The following is a 17,292-nucleotide window of genomic DNA, read 5'->3' as shown; positions in this document are numbered from 1 at the left end:
CCCCCCTCCCCCCCCCCCCCCCCCCCCCCCCCCCCCCCCCCCCCCCCCCCCCCCCCCCCCCCCCCCCCCCCCCCCCCCCCCCCCCCCCCCCCCCCCCCCCCCCCCCCCCCCCCCCCCCCCCCCCCCCCCCCCCCCTCTGCGGGGCTCTCGGGGATGCCCCGGGCTACCCCGTCCTGCTCAGTGCTATTCGATGTTACTCGGTGCTACTCCGCGCGGAGCATCGCGTCGACCACCCGGGCGGAGGCCTTGCCGTCGTCCAGGTCGCAGTACGCCGTGCGGAACGCGGCGGCCTTGTCGGCGTACTCGGCCGCGACCTCGCCGACCCGGCCAAGCGCGTCGACCAGCTCCTCGGAGGTGGCCAGCAGGGGGCCGGGCGCCTCCGCCTCGAAGTTCAGGCTGAAGCCGCGCAGGTTGTCGCGGTAGTGCTCCAGGTCGTAGGTGAAGAACAGGATCGGCTTGCCGGTCGCGGCGAAGTCGAACACGCTGGCGGAGTAGTCGGTGATCAGCACGTCGGCGATCAGCAGCAGCTCCGCCATGTCGGGGTAGCTGCCGACGTCCCAGATGTAGCCGTTGCCGGCGCCCGGGATCTGACCGCACATCATGCTGTGCCGGCGCACCAGCAGTACCTGGTCGTCGCCGAGCGCGGCCTTGGCCGCCGCCAGGTCGAGCCGCAGGTCCAGCTGGTACCCGCCGTTCGGCCGGCGCCGGTCCTCGCGCCAGGTCGGCGCGTAGAGCACGACCTTCTTGCCCTCGGGCAGGCCGAGCCTTTCGCGCACCTGTTCGGCGGTCTTCTCCCGGTCGGCCGCGAAGAGCAGGTCATTCTTGGGCGAACCGCTTTCGAGGATCTCGCCCTTGTAATCGAACGCGCGTCGCAGGATCGGGGCCGACCAGCTGTTGCCGGCCGCCAGCAGACTCCAGCTCGGCACCTCCCGGGCGAGGCCCTTCAGGTAGTTCGCATCCGTGAACCAGACCTTCTCGAAATCGAGGCCGATCTGCTTCAGCGGGCTGCCGTGCCAGGTCTGCAGGACCACCTGTCCGGGGCGGCGGACGAAGAAGTCGGGCAGGTGGGTGCTGGTGACGATGTACTTGGCGGTCGCCAGCGCCTCGAACCACTCCGGGCTCCACAGCCGGATCGCGCTCGCCGACTGCGGCAGATCGGCCTGGAGGTCGTCACTGCCCCACAGGTGCTCCAGCGGCAGGCCGCGGCGGACCAGCTCCTCGTGGACCGCCCGCGGCGAGTCGGCGTACAGGCCGCCGAGGCCGACGTTGTACAGCACGGTGTCGCGCACCGGGTGCCGGCGGGCGTTCGGGTAGTCGACGAACCGCAGCTGGCGCAGCCGGTAGCCGCTGCGCTCCTCCGGCAGCAGCGCCGAGTGCGACTCCAGGGAGAGGCCGTCGTGGTGGCGGCGCTCCAGCACGATGCGCTTGCCCCGGGACTCCACCTCCAGCGGCATCGCGCCGAAGCAGTCCGGCGAGATCAGCGCGTACGAGCTCGGAAGCTCCTCGGCCACGGCGCCGACCGGGCGGAAGAAGACGTTCCAGGTGCCCTGGGCGAGCGGCACCCGGCCGGCGAAGGAGGCTGTCGGCACGGCGGGCAGCGCGGTCCGGAACCGTCCGTCCGCGATCTCCACCGGGTAGACGTGCTCCTCCTCGCGCCAGTCGTGGCGGACCACCAGCTCCCAGCGGTGCGCGCCGGACAGCGGGAACGAACCGCTGAGCAGGAAGCCGTCCGCGCCGCGGGCGGAGACCTCGTCCACCACCGGCTGGAGCAGCTGGTCGGAGAACTGCAGGTACCCGCTGGGGGAGGGCTTGGAGTAGAGCGCCCGGCGCTGGTCGGCCGGGGCGTCCGGGTTGAGCGGCAGGTGCAGCTGCGCCGGGGCGTTGCGGTCGTCCCAGGTCACCGGGACGGTGCTGCCGTCGGCCAGCAGCAGCGCGGTGTCCCAGCGGTCACGGCCTCGCTCGGCGGCCACCGGGTCCAGCTCGGCCCAGGCCTCGCGGACGGCGGTCAGCTCGGCCGCCGGGAAGGACACGCTGAACGGCTGCAGGCTGCCGACCGGCGCGCCCAGCTCCAGCGGGAAGGCCAGCTCGCGGTCGGACTCGACGTGGGTGAGCCGCAGCCGGGCCCCGGCGAAGCTGGAGCCGGAGCGGGCCGCGCCCGACACCTCGACCCGGCCGCCGTGCGAAGCCAGGCCGGTCACCCGGGCCTTGACCGTCTCCACCCGCAGGTAGACGGAGCCGTCCCGGACCCACGGCACGATCCGCACGTCCGGCTCGACCCAGTGCGCCGGGATGTACTGCGCGGTGTCGCTCCAGCCGGCCCAGACCCGGCCCTTGTAGACGCCGCCCTTGCCCGCGCCGGCCACCAGGACGCGCCAGTTGCCGTCCTTCCACTGGCCGCGGTGCTTGAGCTTCTTCGGGTCGACGCCGACGGTGAAGCCGGCCCAGTCGCAGCTGTACAGGTCGTGGTGGCAGCTGGCGGTGGCCTCGGGGCTGTACTGGGTCTTCATCGGCACCGCGATCACCCGGCGGCCCTTGGCCTCGCGCAGCACCAGGGTGCGGACCATGTCGTGCTTGCCGGCCGCGCCCAGCTGCTCCGGGTACGCGTGCCCGGTCAGCTGCAACCGCCCGCCGACCCAGGCCGTCTCGTACAGCCGGCTGCGCATGACCAGCGAGTTGTCCAGCTTGAGCACGCCGGACGGCACGCTCTTGCGCCCGCCGCGCAGGAACGGGTAGTCGGCGTACGGGCGCAGCAGACCGCGGGCCTGGACGCCGCCGTTGCTCTCGCCCTCGTACTTGATCTGCTCGACGAACTCGTCGATCCGGCCCTGGAGGGTCAGGTGGTACTTGAGCCGCAGCGGTGCCCGCAGCTTGCGGACCTGCTCGGGGCCGATCGCCCGCAGCAGCCGGCTGACGTTCTTGACGTAGGCGTCCCGGTACTCCTTGTCGCCGTCCACGACGGACCAGAAGAACATCGGGATCTCCTCGACGAGGGTGTTCTCGTCGTAGGAGCGCAGGTACTGGGCGAAGCGCGGATCGGTCTGCTTGCGCAGCCAGCCGCGGACCAGCTCGACCGAGGTGACGCGGTCGATCAGGCCCTTGGGGTTGGTGCGCATCTGGGTGATCGACATCTCGCCGACCTCGCGCTCGCGCCAGTGGTAGATCGGCTCGCAGAGCACGTCCACGCTCTTGGCGAGGTAGTGGTGCGGCACGCTGACCGGCGCGTCCTCGTACAGGATGCCCTCGGGGTAGAGGATGCCGGCCGCGTCGAAGAAGGAGCGGCGGTACACCTTGTTCCACGCGGTGCGGTCGGTGACCAGCGCCGGGATCTCGGTGATGTGCGTCTTGAGCTTGGTCTCCCTGAACGGCTTCGAGTGCCCGCCGGACTGGTAGTAGCCCACCGCGCGGAACCGCAGCACGTTGCCGGTGGCGAAGTCCGAGCCGGTCTCGTCCAGGGTGTTGATCATCAGCTCGTACGCGCTCGGCGGCATCGAGTCGTCACTGTCGACGAAGCACAGGAACTCGGCGTCCGGGTCGATGTGCCGGATGCCGGTGTTGCGGGCCGCGCCGAGGCCCTTGTTCACCTGGCGGACCAGCCGGAACCGCGAGTCCTTGGCCGCGTACGCCTCGGCGAGGGCCGCGCTGTCGTCCTTCGAACCGTCGTCGACCATGACGCACTCGAAGTCCGTGAAGGTCTGGGCGGCGATCGAGTCGAGGCATTCGACCAGGTAACGCTCGACGTTGTAGATCGGAACGACGATGGAGAGGCGGGGAGCCATCGGCTACGCAGGCCTTTCTCGGGAAGGAGCGTGGCAGCCCGGTGAGGGCCTGACCGCACTTTGGATCGGTGCGTACGTGCGCACCGATCCTACCTCCGGGCCATGGGGCCCTTCGGGGCCACTACGCTGGGCCCGTGCCCCGCTTCAGCGTGATCGTCCCCGTGTACCAGGTTGAGGACTACCTCGCCGAGTGTCTCGACTCGGTGCTCGGCCAGGGCGGCCCCGACCTCGAACTGATCGCGGTGGACGACCGCTCCCCGGACGGCTGCGGCCCGATGCTCGACGAGGCCGCCGCCGCCGACCCGCGGATCCGGGTGCTGCACCTGCCCGAGAACGTCGGCCTCGGCCGGGCCCGCAACGCCGGCCTGGAGGTCGCCACCGGGGACTACGTGATCTTCCTCGACAGCGACGACACGCTCACCCCCCAACTGCTCAAGAGCGTCGACGACCGGCTCGCCGCCACCGGCGACCCGGACGTCCTGGTCTACGACTACGCCCGCACCTACGCCGACGGCCGGATCACCCGGGCCGCCTCCGCCCACGTGTTCGGCGCCGCCTCCCCGGACGTCTTCGACCTCGCCGCCCGTCCCGACCTGCTCGACCTGCTCCAGGTGGTCTGGAACAAGGCCTACCGCCGCGACTTCGTCACCGCCCAGCAGCTGGTCTTCCCGGCCGGCTACTACGAGGACACCCCCTGGACGTACCCGGTGCTGCTCGCCGCGGCCCGGATCACCCTGCTCGACGAGGTCGGCGTGCACTACCGCCAGCGCCAGGAGGGCGGCAACATCCTGGCCACTGCCAGCCGCAAGCACTTCGACGTCTTCGCCCAGTACGACCTGGTCTTCGCCTTCCTGGACCACCGCCCCGACCTCGACCACTGGCGCCCGGTCGTCTACGGCCGGATGCTGCACCACCTGAACACCGTCGTCTCCAAGCCCGGCCGGATCCCGCCCGGCGACCGCCGCGAGTACTTCCGCCGCGCCGCCGCCCACTGCGCCCGGCTCCGGCCGGCCGGCTACCGCCCGCCGCCCGGCGTGGACGGCGTGCGCACCGAACTGCTCAGCCACGGCCGCTACGGCGCCTACCAGGCCGTCCGCGCCCTCGCCCGGGCCCGCCGCCTGGTGAAACGCTAGAATCTGCGCCGAGCCTGACGGCCATTCGGAGGACGGGCCGGTATAACCGGTCGGGTGGACTTCCTGACCCGCCTCCCGGTCATCGGCCCGCTCGTCACGTGGGTGCTGCGCAGCCGCCCGTACCGGGTGTACGAGCACTTCTCCGCGGCCCGGGGCAACCGGCTGGCCGGTGCGGTCACCTTCTTCGGCTTCCTCGCCCTGTTCCCGCTGCTCACGGTGGGCCTGGCGATCGCCGTCTCGACGCTCAGCAGCAGCCAGGTCGCGGACCTGCAGAAGCACATCTCCGACCAGCTGCCGGGCATCTCGGAGGCGCTCAACCTGCCGTCCCTGGTGGCCAACGCGGGCGCCGTCGGACTGGTCAGCGGGGCGCTGCTGCTGGTCTCCGGCCTCGGCTGGGTGGACACCATGCGTACCTCGATCCGGGACGTCTGGCAGCTGCCCGACGACGACACCAACGTGGTGCTGCGCAAGGGCTGGGACTGCGCGGTGCTGGGCGGCCTCGGCGTGGTGTCGCTGATCTCGGTGGGCGTCTCCACCGCCGGGACGACGCTGGCCGGGCGGATCGCCGACTGGACCGGCCTGCCCAGCGGCTACCTGCTGACCGGGGTCGGCGTGCTCGTCGCCATAGCGTGCGACACGCTGCTCTTCGCCTACCTGCTGGCGCCGTTCCCCGGGATCGGCGGCCAGCGCCGGCGCGACGTGCTGCAGGGCGCGCTGATCGGCGCGGTCGGCTTCGAGCTGCTGAAGGTCCTGCTCGCCTCCTACCTCGGCTCCGTCGCCGGGAAGAGCCTGTACGGGGCCTTCGGCGTGCCGGTGGCGCTGCTGCTGTGGATCAACTTCGTCTCCCGGCTGCTGATGTACTGCGTGGCCTGGACGGCGATGGCCGATCCGGTGGCCGCCCGGGAGCGCACCCGGGAGCACGCCCGGGCGCTGCTGGCGGCGGCCGACGAGGCGGAGGCGGCCGCGGACACGACGGCGGCCCGGCCCCGGGAGGAACCCTGAGGCCGGGCCGTCCGTCCGGCCGTCACCAGCCGGAGGCCCCGCGGCGGCCGCGCCGCAGGACCAGCACCCCGTAGCCGGCCGCGGCCGTCACCAGCACGACGGCCAGCCAGCCGCCGAGGCCGAGCCCGTCGTCCTCGGCGGCGGCCGGGGCGGCAGTGGGGGCGGTGCCGGGCCGGGTGGCGGGGGTGGAGTGCGGCGGGGGCGCGCCGGCGGTGCCGCCGGCCTGGCCGGAGGGCTCGCCGTCCGGCGGGAGCTCGTCGACCAGCTTGCCGACCGGCTGCACCTTGCCGGCCGCCGCGAAGCCCCAGTCCAGCAGGGCCGCGGTCTCGTCGTAGACCTTCTGGTAGCTGTCCGGGTGCATCACGGTCACCAGCAGGGTGCGGCCGTTGCGTTCGGCGGCGCCGACGAAGGTCGAGCCGGCGTTGGTGGTGAAACCGTTCTTCACCCCGATCAGGCCGGGGTACTTGCCCAGCAGGCGGTCCGTGTTGGCGATCCCGAAACTGCCGCGCTGGCCGGTGTTCTTGTCCACCGCGCCCGGGAACATCGCCTGCCGGGTGGCGCAGTACATCCGGAAGTCGGGGTTGCGCAGGCCGGCCCGGGCGAACAGCGACAGGTCGTAGGCCGAGGAGAGCTGCCCGTCCATGTCGTAGCCGTCCGGGGAGATCACCCGGGTGTCCCGGGCCTGGAGGGCGTCGGCGCGGGACTGCATCTCGGTGACGGTCTGCTCCACGCCGCCGTTCATGTGCGCCAGGACGTGCACGGCGTCGTTGCCCGAGCTCAGGAACACCCCGCGCCACAGGTCCTCGACCCGGTAGTCCAGGTTCTCCTTGATGCCGACCAGGCTGCTGCCCTCACCGATCCCGAGGATCTCCTCGTCGGCGACCTTGTGCACCGTGTTGCGGTCGAACTTGGGCAGCACGGTGTCGGCGAAGAGGATCTTCAGGGTGCTGGCCGGGGCGAGCCGCAGATGCGGGTTGCTGGCCGCCAGCACGTCGCCCGACGTGGCGTCGGAGACTATCCAGGACTGGCCGGTGAGGTCCCTCGGCAGGGCCGGGGCTCCGGCCAGCGGCGAGACCTGGATCCCGGAGCGCCCGAGCCGCTCGCCGCCGACCGCGGAAGCGGCCGGGGGCGGCTCCTGCGGGGCAGCGACCGCCCCCGGGGCGGCGAGCAGGGCCGGGAGGACCGCGGCGGTCGTGACGAACAGATGCGCGAATTTCTGACGACGTGTGGACACGCGCAGACCGTACCCACTCCGGGGCATCCGCTGTGCGCCACACCGGGCCGGTCCTCCGTACGAGGGGCCCGCCCTACGCCGATCGGCGGTCCGCGCATACTGGGGGACGCACCCCGCCCCCACACCCCGCCGAGGACCCCCATGAAGCTCAGCCGCCGCACCTCCTGGTTCCTGACCGCCTTCGGCGTCTGGTCGATCATCATCTGGACCACCTTCGTCAAGAACCTCTGGAAGGACTCCGGCGGCCAGGCCTTCACCAACGGCGACCACTCCCAGCCCACCGCCTTCTTCTGGATCCACCTCCTCCTCGCCGTCACCTCCTTCCTCCTCGGCATCGCCGTCGGCGCCATCGGCCTGCGCGGCCTCCGCGCCACCCGCCGCACCCCGGCCACCGACTGAATCTCCGTTGCCGCTGTCGGTCCCCACTGGAAAGATCCTCACCGCTCGTACACGTAACGAGATCTCTCGATCAAAGGGGTGGGGTACTTCCATGACACTTCGGCATGCCCGCAGACTCGGCGGGGTCACCGCAGCGGCGCTCGCGGCCGGTCTGCTGGTTGCACCGGGGGCGGCTGCGGTACCGGGAACGGCAGTCACTGACCCGAAGGCACTGCCCGCACCGGGCTTCGCCGCCACGGGCCTGCACACCGACGCCTGTGACGACACCACCGCCCCCGGCTGGCTGGGGGTCGCGAACCCTGCGCTGACCGTCACCGCCACCTCCGCACAGGTGCGCTTCGCGGTTTGGGACGACTCGACCCCGGGCCACGACCAGATCGTCGACACCACCACCGACACCAGCGCCGGCACGGCCAAGCTCCCCACCAGCGGCCTGGCGGACGGCCACAGCTACTCGTGGAAGGCCTGGTCCGCGGACTCCTCGGGTACCGGAGAGCCGACCGCGACCTGCCACTTCCGGGTCGACCTCACCCGTCCGGGCCTGTCCGTCTCCTCCACCGACTTCCCGGAGAGCGGCTCGGGCACCGCGCCCGGCAAGTACGCGGGCGAGAACGGCATCTTCACCCTCAAGGGCACCGACGCCGCGCCGGCCGGCGGCGCGGCCTCCGGGGTGGCCTGCTACCAGTACGTGCTGAACGGCACCCTGGGCGTCGGCTGGGACTGCGCCTCCGCGCACACCGTGAAGGCGGGCGCCGACGGCAGTGCCGCGCTCACCCTCAAGCCCAAGGACTGGGGCACCAACGTCCTCACCGTCCAGGCGATGGACAACGCCGGAAACGTCGGCCAGCCGACCACCTACACCTTCTACGCTCCTTGGGACTCGCGCCCCAAGCCGGCCGCCCCGGGTGACGTCAACGGCGACGGTGTGCCCGACATCCTGCTCCCGGACGCCCAGGGCAACCTGCAGATCATCAGCGCCGGTGCGACGGACGCCACTCCGAGCTCCACCATCCCGGGCGCGCTCGCTCCGCTGCGGGCCGGCTGGCAGGACGACCTGGTGCTGCACCGGGGCTGGGCCAACACCCACGGCCCCGGTGATGACCTGCTGGTGCGTCCCAAGGGCAACCCGCAGTTCCTGTACGTCTACGCCAACGGGCACCAGGGCGACTTCAGCGGCCAGAACCCCACCCTGGCGGGGAAGCCGTCCCAGTGCATCGACTCGGCCGGGGAGTCGATCACCTGCCCCGGCGACTACGCCGCGGACTGGTCGGGCGCCGACCAGCTCGTCCCGGTCGGCGGTCGCTTCGGTGCCGCCCGGCCGTCCCTGCCGGTTCTCGTCTCGGTCGAGCACGGCAAGCTCTACGCCTATGTCGACAGCTCCCGCAGCTACGTCGCCGCCCAGCCCATCGCCACCACCGGCGACTGGAGCGGCTACGACCTGATCGCCCCCGGCGCGGACGCAGCCGGCAACCTCATCCTGTGGGCGCGCGACCGGGCCACCGGCGACCTGCATGCCTACCCGGTCTCGAAGAAGTCGAACGGACTGCTCGACTTCTCCGCGCTCGCGGACCCGAAGGCGAACGTGGTCGCCACCGGCTTCACCACCGCCGCCTATCCGACCCTCGGCAGCTCGGGCGACGGTGACGGGGACGGCACGCCGGACCTGTGGGCTGTGACCGCCGACCGGCACCTGGTGACCTTCAGCGGCTGGTCCGCCCCGAAGGACCTCGGCGCGCTGCGCTGAGCCCACGGCGAAGGCCCCCGTCCGATCATCCGATCGGACGGGGGCCTTCGCCGTGTCAGGTGGGGATCAGAAGCGGCGGGTGACCAGCGCCCGCTTCACTTCCTGGATCGCCTTGGTGACCTCGATGCCGCGCGGGCAGGCCTCGGAGCAGTTGAAGGTGGTGCGGCAGCGCCACACGCCCTCACGGTCGTTGAGGATCTCCAGGCGCTGCTCGGCGCCCTCGTCGCGCGAGTCGAAGATGAAGCGGTGCGCGTTCACGATCGCGGCCGGGCCGAAGTACTGGCCGTCGTTCCAGAACACCGGGCAGGACGACGTGCACGCGGCGCACAGGATGCACTTGGTGGTGTCGTCGAAGCGCTCGCGCTCCTCGGCGGACTGCAGGCGCTCGCGGGTCGGGTCGTTCCCCTCGGTGATGAGGAACGGCATGACGTCCTTGTACGCCTGGAAGAACGGGTCCATGTCCACGACCAGGTCCTTGAGGACCGTGAGGCCCTTGATGGCCTCGATCGTGATCGGCTTCTCCGGGTTGACGTCCTTGATCAGGGTCTTGCACGCCAGCCGGTTGCGGCCGTTGATCCGCATGGCGTCGGAGCCGCAGATGCCGTGCGCGCAGGAACGGCGGTAGGTGAGGGTGCCGTCCTGCTCCCACTTGATCTTGTTGAGCGCGTCCAGAACGCGCTCCTTCGGGTCCAGCGTCAGCTGGTAGTCGACCCACACCGGGTCCGGGTGCTCCTCCGGGTTGAACCGGCGGATCCGGAAGGTGACGGTGATCAGCTCGACGCCGCCCGCCTCGACCGCGTCCAGAGCGGCCGAGTGCTTCTCCACGGTAGGAGTGCTCATCAGTACTTACGCTCCATCGGCTGGTAGCGGGTCGTGACGACCGGCTTGTAGTCGAGGCGGATGGAGGTGCTGCCGTCGGCGGCCACCTCCTGGTACGCCATGGTGTGCTGCATGAACTTCACGTCGTCACGGGTCGGGAAGTCCTCGCGGTAGTGGCCGCCGCGCGACTCCTCGCGGGCCAGCGCGGAGACGGCCAGCACCTCGGCCAGGTCGAGCAGGTTGCCCAGCTCGACGGCCTCCAGGAGGTCCGTGTTGTACCGGAAGCCCTTGTCCTGGATCGAGACGTTCTTGTAGCGCTCCTTCAGCGCGGCGATGTCCTCGACCGCCTGCTTCAGGGTGGCGCCGGTGCGGTACACCATCGCGTTGGCGTCCATGGTCTCCTGCAGCTCCTTGCGGATCTGCGCCACGGACTCGGTGCCGGCGGCCTCGCGCAGGCCGTCGACCAGGGCCTGGACCTTCTCGGCCGGGTTCTCGGGCAGCTCGACGAACTCGTGCACGTTGGCGTAGTCGGCGGCGGCGATGCCCGCGCGACGGCCGAACACGTTGATGTCCAGCAGCGAGTTGGTGCCCAGGCGGTTGGCGCCGTGCACGGACACGCAGGCGACCTCGCCGGCCGCGTACAGGCCCGGGACGACGTCGGTGTTGTTGCGCAGCACCTCACCCTCGACGTTGGTCGGGATGCCGCCCATGGCGTAGTGCGCGGTGGGCTGGATCGGGATCGGGTCCGTGTAGGGCTCGATGCCGAGGTAGGTGCGGGCGAACTCGGTGATGTCCGGGAGCTTGGCGTCCAGCTGCTCCGGCGGCAGGTGGGTCAGGTCCAGGTAGACGTGGTCGCCGTCCGGACCGCAGCCGCGGCCTTCGCGGATCTCGGTGTAGATCGCGCGGGAGCAGACGTCACGGGACGCGAGGTCCTTCATGACGGGGGCGTAGCGCTCCATGAAGCGCTCGCCGTCCTTGTTGCGCAGGATGCCGCCCTCGCCGCGGGCGCCCTCGGTGAGCAGGATGCCCATGCGCCAGATGCCCGTCGGGTGGAACTGGAAGAACTCCATGTCCTCCAGCGGCAGGCCGCGGCGGTACACCAGGGCCTGGCCGTCACCGGTGAGGGTGTGGGCGTTGGAGGAGACCTTGAAGAACTTGCCGGTGCCGCCGGAGGCGAACACGACGGACTTGGCCTGGAAGACGTGGATCTCGCCGGTGGCCAGCTCGTAGGCGACGACGCCGGCCGTCTTGCCCTCGTTGATCAGCAGGTCGAGGACGTAGAACTCGTTGAAGAACTCGACGCCGTGCTTGACGCAGTTCTGGAACAGCGTCTGGAGGATCATGTGACCGGTGCGGTCGGCCGCGTAGCAGGAGCGGCGGACGGGGGCCTCACCGTGGTTGCGGGAGTGCCCGCCGAAGCGGCGCTGGTCGATCCGGCCCTGCTCGGTGCGGGAGAAGGGCAGGCCCATCTTCTCCAGGTCGAGGACGGCGTCGATGGCCTCCTTGCACATGATCTCGGCGGCGTCCTGGTCGACCAGGTAGTCACCACCCTTGACCGTGTCGAAGGTGTGCCACTCCCAGTTGTCCTCCTCGACGTTGGCGAGGGCGGCGCACATGCCGCCCTGGGCCGCGCCGGTGTGGGACCGGGTGGGGTAGAGCTTGGTCAGGACGGCGGTGCGGGTGCGCTGCGTCGACTCGATGGCCGCGCGCATGCCGGCGCCGCCGGCGCCGACGATGACGGTGTCGTACTGGTGAATCTGCATGGGGGTTCTAACTCGCCTCTGGCCTCTGCCGATTGCCGATTAGATGCTTTGTCGTCAGATGTTGGGGTCGAAGGTGAAGATCACCAGGGTGCCCAGCAGCACGGTGAAGACCGTGGCGGTACCCATGAGCCCCTTCAGCCAGAGCCGGGTCGAGTCCTTCTCGGCGTAGTCGTTGATGACCTGCCGCATGCCGTTGGCGCCGTGGAGCATGGCGAGCCAGAGCATCGTGAGGTCCCAGACCTGCCAGAACGGCGAGGCCCAGCGGCCGGCCACGAAGGCGAAGCCGATCTTGGAGACGCCGCCGTCGAGCACCAGCATGATCAGCAGGTGGCCGAGGATCAGGACCACGAGGACGATGCCGGACAGGCGCATGAAGAGCCAGGCCAGCATCTCGAAGTTGGTGCGGGTGCGGCGCGGGGTCTTCGGGGTCCGCTTGCGCGGCGGCTCGATGACGAACGCGTCGGCCGGGTTGCCGGTGCCGAGGCCCTTGCCGGTGTGCGCCTGCGCGGAGGGGACGACCAGCGCGTCGGAGTATTCCGTGGACATGTGTCAGCTCACTTCCCGAACCAGGAGATCAGCGTGTGCTGCAGGATCCCGTAGAAGGAACCGGCCATCAGCACGACCCAGACCGCCACGACGGTCCAGAGCATCTGCTTCTGGTACTTCGGGCCCTTGGACCAGAAGTCCACGGCGACGACCCGCAGGCCGTTGAGGGCGTGGAACAGGATGGCGGCCACCAGGCCGTACTCCATCAGGTTCACGAGAGGAGTCTTGTACGTCTGAATGACGGTGTCGTACGCCTCGGGCGACACGCGCACCAGAGCGGTGTCCAGGACATGGGCGAACAGGAAGAAAAAGATGAGGACGCCGGTGACTCGATGAGCCACCCAGCTCCACATGCCTTCCCGGCCGCGGTACAGCGTTCCAGCCGGCACGGAAAAACCCTCCGGAAGCGATTGGGGGCTCGGCCGGCTTCGGTGTCGGTCAGCCCGGCCAGGTACGGTCCACCGGCCGCCAGCATCCTATCGACGCCGCGTCGCGAACCGCCTCCGGGGGTCTCAGGTGTGATCAATCAGGCACGACTGGCCTAGCCGGACGGGAACCGGCGGCACTTTGGTCGCTCTGGGTGACTGCTCGGCTGCGTTACGGTGGCGGCCCGCTCCGCCGCCGACACCCTGCCGAGGCCCCCGTGCCGCTTCGCCCCGTCCGACCGCCCGCCGCCGCCCTCGCGGCCCTGCTGATGCTCGCCACGGGCTGCACCGCGGTCGGCGGCTCCTCCGCGGACCGGGCCGGGCCCGGCCGCGAGCTGTCCGCGGCCGAGCTGCGGGCGGCCGCGGTGGCCGACGCCGACCTCGGGGCGGGCTACACGGTGACGGTGATGACGCCCGGCCACGGCGACACCGGGGCGGGCGCGGGGCGGGAGGTCGCGGACGTCCCGGCCTGCCAGCCGCTGCTGGACGCGGTGACCCCGGCCACCCCGGCCGCCTCTGCCTCGCCGGCCGCCCAGGCCCCGGGCTACCCGTACGCGGAGACGGACCTGAGCGTGGCCCGGGCCGCCGACCCCAGGGGCGGCGTGTACGGCGGGCTGCTCGGCTACCGGACGGGGCGGGCGGCCGTGCTCCAGGCGGAGCTGGAGAAGCTGTTCGGCCCGTGTGCCGCGTTCACCTCGATGGCCCCGGCGCCGCCGGCCGAGAAGCCGGGGAAGAGGGCGCCGATCCGGACCAGGCACCGGCTGAACCGTGAGGACACGCCCACCCCCGGGGGAGCGGACGCCGCGCTCGGATTCACCCTGACGAATGAATCGGGGAGCGCGGTGCTCTCGCAGCGTGCGGTGCTGGCCCGGATCGGGCCGGCGCTCGCGGTGTTCACCACCTTCGGGGTCGCCGCCGAGCCGGCCACCGCGCCGGACGAGGTGATCGTCCGGCAGCAGGTGGCCAAGCTGCGGGCCGCGCAGGCGAAGAAGAAGTAGCGGGCGGAGAGGGAGTGGGCGGGATGGGGGAGGAGTCGGCGGCTCAGCGCGCCCCGGCCTCCGAATGGGTGGCGACCAGGTGCTCCAGCCGGGTGAGGGAGATCCGGCGGAGCTCGTCCGCCGAGATCAGCCGCTCCTCGTCGGGGTCGTTGGCCAGCCGGGTGCGGATCGAGGAGAGCACGGTGTCGAGCATCTCCTCCGGGGCCACGCCCTCCAGGCAGACCACGAAGACGTGGCCGAACCTGGCCTCGTACGCGGCGTGGGCGGCCCGCAGCGCGGTGTGCGCGGCCTGGCTGCCCGGTGCCCGCATGCCGAGCAGCGGTTGCGGCATCCAGCTCTCGTCGGCGAGCGCCTCGGCCAGGTCGGCCGGGCGGAGGTCGTAGGAGGCCTCGCTGGCGGCGGCCAGCAGGGACTCTATGTCGGGGTAGGGCCGGTGCGCGGTGAGCCGCAGGGCCCAGCGGTGGCTGCCGCAGCAGGCCAGGAGGGCCTCCTCGGCGGCGCCGGCATCGGCTTCGTTGAAGCGGTGCAGCCCGAGGAGGGTCGGCTCGGAGCTTGGATCGAGCCGCTGTGGTGGGACGTCGCTGGCCAGCGGGTCCTCCTCGTGAGGGCGGGAAGGTGCCGGTGAAGTGGGGTGGGGTGAAGCAGCTGAAGTATGGGGGCTGCGGGCGGCGTCGCGGCGCCGGTCGGGCAGCTCCTCAAAGGTAGTTGAGCGGTCATCAGTTGGGGAGGGCGCGCGCGGAATTCATCCGGACGAGCTATCAAGTTGTGACGTTGACATCTTTGTGTCAGCGCCCTCCCCACATTCATCCGTTAATCCGGCATCTGTTGACCCGGCACCCCCGCCTCAGGAGGGTGGCTCTGGCGAGGCTCGCCAGAGGCGTACGGGGTGGCCGGGTCGCCGGTGGATCCGACCGCCGTCAGCCGCGGTGGACCTTGTGGTTGGCGGCCTGGGCGCGGGGGCGGACGACCAGGAGGTCGATGTTGACGTGCGGGGGGCGGGTGACCGCCCAGGCCACGGTGTCGGCGATGTCCTCCGAGGTCAGCGGCTCGGCCACGCCGGCGTACACGGCCGCGGCCTTCTCCTCGTCGCCGCGGAAGCGGGTGACCGCGAAGCCCTCGGACTTCACCATGCCGGGGGCGATCTCGATCACCCGGATCGGCTCCCCGCACAGCTCCAGGCGCAGCGTCGCCGCGATGGTGTGCGCGGCGTGCTTGGCCGCGACGTACCCGCCGCCGCCCTCGTACGCGGCCAGCGCGGCGGTCGAGGAGAGCACCAGCACGGTGCCGTCGCCGGTGGCCCGCAGGGCCGGCAGCAGCGCCTGCGTCACGTGCAGCACGCCGAGCACGTTCACCTCGTACATGGCCCGCCAGTCGGCCGGGTCGCCGTGCTCGACCGTCTCGGCGCCGATCGCCCCGCCGGCGTTGTTCACCAGCACGTCGACCCGGCCCACCTCGGCCGCGAAGGCGTCCACGGCGGCCCGGTCGGTGACGTCGAGCGTGACCGCCCTGGCCGAACCGCCCCCGTCGCCGATCTCCTTGGCCAGCGCCTCGATCCGCTCGGTCCGCCGGGCGGTCAGCACCACGTCGAAGCCCTCGGCCGCCAGCCGGCGGGCGGTCGCCGCGCCGATTCCGCTGCTGGCACCGGTGACCACGGCCACCTTCTGCTCGGTCATTGCCACTCCCTGGGGCTCATCCGGTCGTTCACCCGATCATCTCAACCGCGTCCGCGCCCGCGCCGACCGGTCCCGCTCCGGGTCCTGTCCTACATTGCGAGGACCGACCGATGCCCCCGCCGATCCCGTGGAGGGACCTCATGGCAGCCGAGCCGCGCCGCGCCGAGTCAGGCTTCCCGATCGAGCCGCTGTACGGCCCGGAGGCGCTGGCCGACTGGGATCCGGCGAGCAGACTCGGCCGGCCGGGGGAGTACCCGTACACCCGGGGCGTCTACCCGACGATGTACGCCGGGCGGCCGTGGACGATGCGCCAGTACGCGGGCTTCGGCACCGCCGCCGAGTCCAACGCCCGCTACCGGCAGCTGATCGCGGGCGGCGGCACCGGCCTGTCGGTGGCCTTCGACCTGCCCACCCAGATGGGCTACGACTCGGACGCGCCGCTCGCCGCCGGGGAGGTGGGCAAGGTGGGCGTGGCCGTCGACAGCGTCGAGGACCTGGCCGTCCTGTTCGACGGCATCCCGCTGGGCGGGGTGTCCACCTCCATGACCATCAACGCGCCCGCCGCCCTGCTCCTGCTGCTCTACCAACTGGTCGGCGAGGCCCAGGGGGTGGCGCCGGCCCGGCTGACCGGCACGGTCCAGAACGACGTGCTGAAGGAGTACATCGCCCGGGGCACGTACATCTTCCCGCCGCAGCCCTCGCTGCGGCTGGTCGCGGACGTCTTCCGGTACTGCCGGGCGGAGATCCCGCGCTGGAACACCATCTCCATCTCCGGCTACCACATGGCCGAGGCCGGGGCGGATCCGGCGCAGGAGATCGCCTTCACGCTGGCCAACGGCATCGCCTACGTCCGTACCGCGATCGCCGCCGGGATGGCGGTGGACGACTTCGCCCCCCGGCTCTCGTTCTTCTTCGTGGCCCGGGTCACGCTGCTGGAGGAGGTGGCCAAGTTCCGTGCCGCCCGCCGGATCTGGGCCAGGGTGATGCGGGAGGAGTTCGGCGCGAAGGACCCGCGCTCGTGGATGCTGCGCTTCCACACCCAGACCGCCGGGGTGCAGCTCACCGCCCAGCAGCCCGAGCTGAACCTGGTCCGGGTCTCGGTGCAGGCGCTCGCCGCGGTGTTCGGCGGCACCCAGTCGCTGCACACCAACGGCTTCGACGAGGCGATCGCGCTGCCCACCGAGAAGGCCGCCCGGCTCGCCCTGCGTACCCAGCAGGTGCTCGCCCACGAGACCGACGTGACCGCCACCGCCGACCCGTTCGCCGGCTCGTACGCGGTCGAGTCGCTGACCGACGAGGTGGAGGCCGCCGTGCTGGCGCTGATGGCCCGGGTCGAGGAGCTGGGCGGCGCGGTGGCCGCGATCGAGCGGGGCTTCCAGAAGGCCGCGATCGAGCGCACCGCCTACCGGCTCCAGCAGGAGACCGACTCCGGCGAGCGGACGGTGGTCGGCGTCAACCGCTTCCGGCTGGACGCCGAGGAGCCGTACCGGCCGCTGCGGGTGGATCCGGCGGTCGAGCGGCAGCAGGTCGAGCGGCTGTCCCGGCTGCGCGCCGGGCGGGACCGCGTGGCCGTCGCCCGGGCGCTGGACGGGCTGCGCCGCACCGCGGAGGGGACGGGGAACGTGCTGTACCCGATGAAGGAGGCGCTGGCCGCGCGGGCCACCGTCGGCGAGGTCTGCGACGCCCTGCGGGAGGTGTGGGGCGTGTACGCCCCGGTGGAGCGCTTCTGACGTCACGTCAAGATTGGGGCGGCCGTGACCGCCGCTCCGGGTGATCGTTG

Annotated in this window: 14 protein-coding genes; 6 read left to right on the top strand and 8 right to left on the bottom strand. The window is 71.7% G+C overall.

Translation table 11 applies throughout. From position 1 onward, the window contains the following. Positions 1 to 203: 203 nt before the first annotated feature. Positions 204 to 3,776 (bottom strand): bifunctional glycosyltransferase/CDP-glycerol:glycerophosphate glycerophosphotransferase, encoded by a 3,573-nt coding sequence (locus AC07BF_RS24925; protein ID WP_478333937.1) that lies wholly within the window; start codon positions 3,774 to 3,776, stop codon positions 204 to 206. A 134-nt stretch (positions 3,777 to 3,910) separates the two neighbouring features. Here AC07BF_RS24925 and AC07BF_RS24920 point away from each other — a divergent pair, with 134 nt between their 5' ends. Together AC07BF_RS24920 and AC07BF_RS24915 are read left to right on the top strand one after the other, a co-directional pair. Next, on the top strand, positions 3,911 to 4,909 hold the full coding sequence (locus AC07BF_RS24920; protein ID WP_363580210.1) for a glycosyltransferase family 2 protein: 999 nt from the start codon (positions 3,911 to 3,913) through the stop codon (positions 4,907 to 4,909). A 54-nt stretch (positions 4,910 to 4,963) separates the two neighbouring features. Continuing rightward, complete coding sequence (locus tag AC07BF_RS24915; RefSeq protein WP_363580212.1) at positions 4,964 to 5,911, top strand: YihY/virulence factor BrkB family protein; 948 nt, start codon at positions 4,964 to 4,966, stop codon at positions 5,909 to 5,911. A gap of 22 nt (positions 5,912 to 5,933) precedes the next feature. Here the strand turns inward: AC07BF_RS24915 and AC07BF_RS24910 are convergent, their stop codons facing one another. Beyond that, positions 5,934 to 7,145 (bottom strand): D-alanyl-D-alanine carboxypeptidase family protein, encoded by a 1,212-nt coding sequence (locus AC07BF_RS24910; RefSeq protein ID WP_478333936.1) that lies wholly within the window; start codon positions 7,143 to 7,145, stop codon positions 5,934 to 5,936. 141 nt (positions 7,146 to 7,286) lie between these two features. Here AC07BF_RS24910 and AC07BF_RS24905 point away from each other — a divergent pair, with 141 nt between their 5' ends. Next, positions 7,287 to 7,544, top strand: coding sequence for an SCO4848 family membrane protein (locus tag AC07BF_RS24905; protein ID WP_063349038.1), 258 nt, complete (start codon positions 7,287 to 7,289; stop codon positions 7,542 to 7,544). 91 nt (positions 7,545 to 7,635) lie between these two features. Continuing rightward, positions 7,636 to 9,288, top strand: coding sequence for a hypothetical protein (locus AC07BF_RS24900; RefSeq protein ID WP_363580216.1), 1,653 nt, complete (start codon positions 7,636 to 7,638; stop codon positions 9,286 to 9,288). Between the two features lie 66 nt (positions 9,289 to 9,354). Here AC07BF_RS24900 and AC07BF_RS24895 read toward each other — a convergent pair whose 3' ends face one another. From AC07BF_RS24895 to sdhC, 4 genes are read right to left on the bottom strand one after another with little or no spacing between them, the layout of a single operon-like run. After that, positions 9,355 to 10,128, bottom strand: coding sequence for a succinate dehydrogenase iron-sulfur subunit (locus AC07BF_RS24895; protein WP_350877240.1), 774 nt, complete (start codon positions 10,126 to 10,128; stop codon positions 9,355 to 9,357). Further along, on the bottom strand, positions 10,128 to 11,870 hold the full coding sequence (sdhA, locus tag AC07BF_RS24890; RefSeq protein ID WP_063349041.1) for a succinate dehydrogenase flavoprotein subunit: 1,743 nt from the start codon (positions 11,868 to 11,870) through the stop codon (positions 10,128 to 10,130). Before sdhA ends, AC07BF_RS24895 begins: the two co-directional genes overlap by 1 nt. 54 nt (positions 11,871 to 11,924) lie before the next feature. Further along, the gene (locus AC07BF_RS24885) at positions 11,925 to 12,416 is read right to left on the bottom strand and encodes a succinate dehydrogenase hydrophobic membrane anchor subunit (RefSeq protein ID WP_350877244.1); all 492 of its coding nucleotides are present in this window, start codon (positions 12,414 to 12,416) and stop codon (positions 11,925 to 11,927) included. 8 nt (positions 12,417 to 12,424) lie between these two features. Then, entirely contained in the window at positions 12,425 to 12,805 is a 381-nt protein-coding gene (sdhC, locus tag AC07BF_RS24880) for a succinate dehydrogenase, cytochrome b556 subunit (RefSeq protein ID WP_063349043.1), read from the bottom strand. A gap of 254 nt (positions 12,806 to 13,059) precedes the next feature. Here sdhC and AC07BF_RS24875 point away from each other — a divergent pair, with 254 nt between their 5' ends. Then, the gene (locus AC07BF_RS24875; protein ID WP_363630723.1) at positions 13,060 to 13,839 is read left to right on the top strand and encodes a hypothetical protein; all 780 of its coding nucleotides are present in this window, start codon (positions 13,060 to 13,062) and stop codon (positions 13,837 to 13,839) included. Positions 13,840 to 13,882: 43 nt separating this feature from the next. On the opposite strand, the gene AC07BF_RS24870 is transcribed toward AC07BF_RS24875, so the two are convergent. Continuing rightward, positions 13,883 to 14,320: a 2-oxo-4-hydroxy-4-carboxy-5-ureidoimidazoline decarboxylase gene (locus AC07BF_RS24870; RefSeq protein WP_387817637.1), complete on the bottom strand. Its 438-nt coding sequence runs from the start codon at positions 14,318 to 14,320 to the stop codon at positions 13,883 to 13,885. 436 nt (positions 14,321 to 14,756) lie between these two features. Then, positions 14,757 to 15,512, bottom strand: coding sequence for an SDR family oxidoreductase (locus tag AC07BF_RS24865; protein ID WP_363580220.1), 756 nt, complete (start codon positions 15,510 to 15,512; stop codon positions 14,757 to 14,759). Between the two features lie 140 nt (positions 15,513 to 15,652). On the opposite strand from AC07BF_RS24865, the gene AC07BF_RS24860 reads away from it, so the two are divergent. Next, entirely contained in the window at positions 15,653 to 17,242 is a 1,590-nt protein-coding gene (locus tag AC07BF_RS24860; RefSeq protein WP_400811301.1) for an acyl-CoA mutase large subunit family protein, read from the top strand. Positions 17,243 to 17,292 lie beyond the last annotated feature (50 nt).

The organism is Kitasatospora sp. NPDC043950 (genome assembly GCF_056435345.1).
The sequence above is the reverse complement of the archived record's forward strand: the minus strand, read 5'-3'. Positions and strand labels throughout refer to the sequence as shown.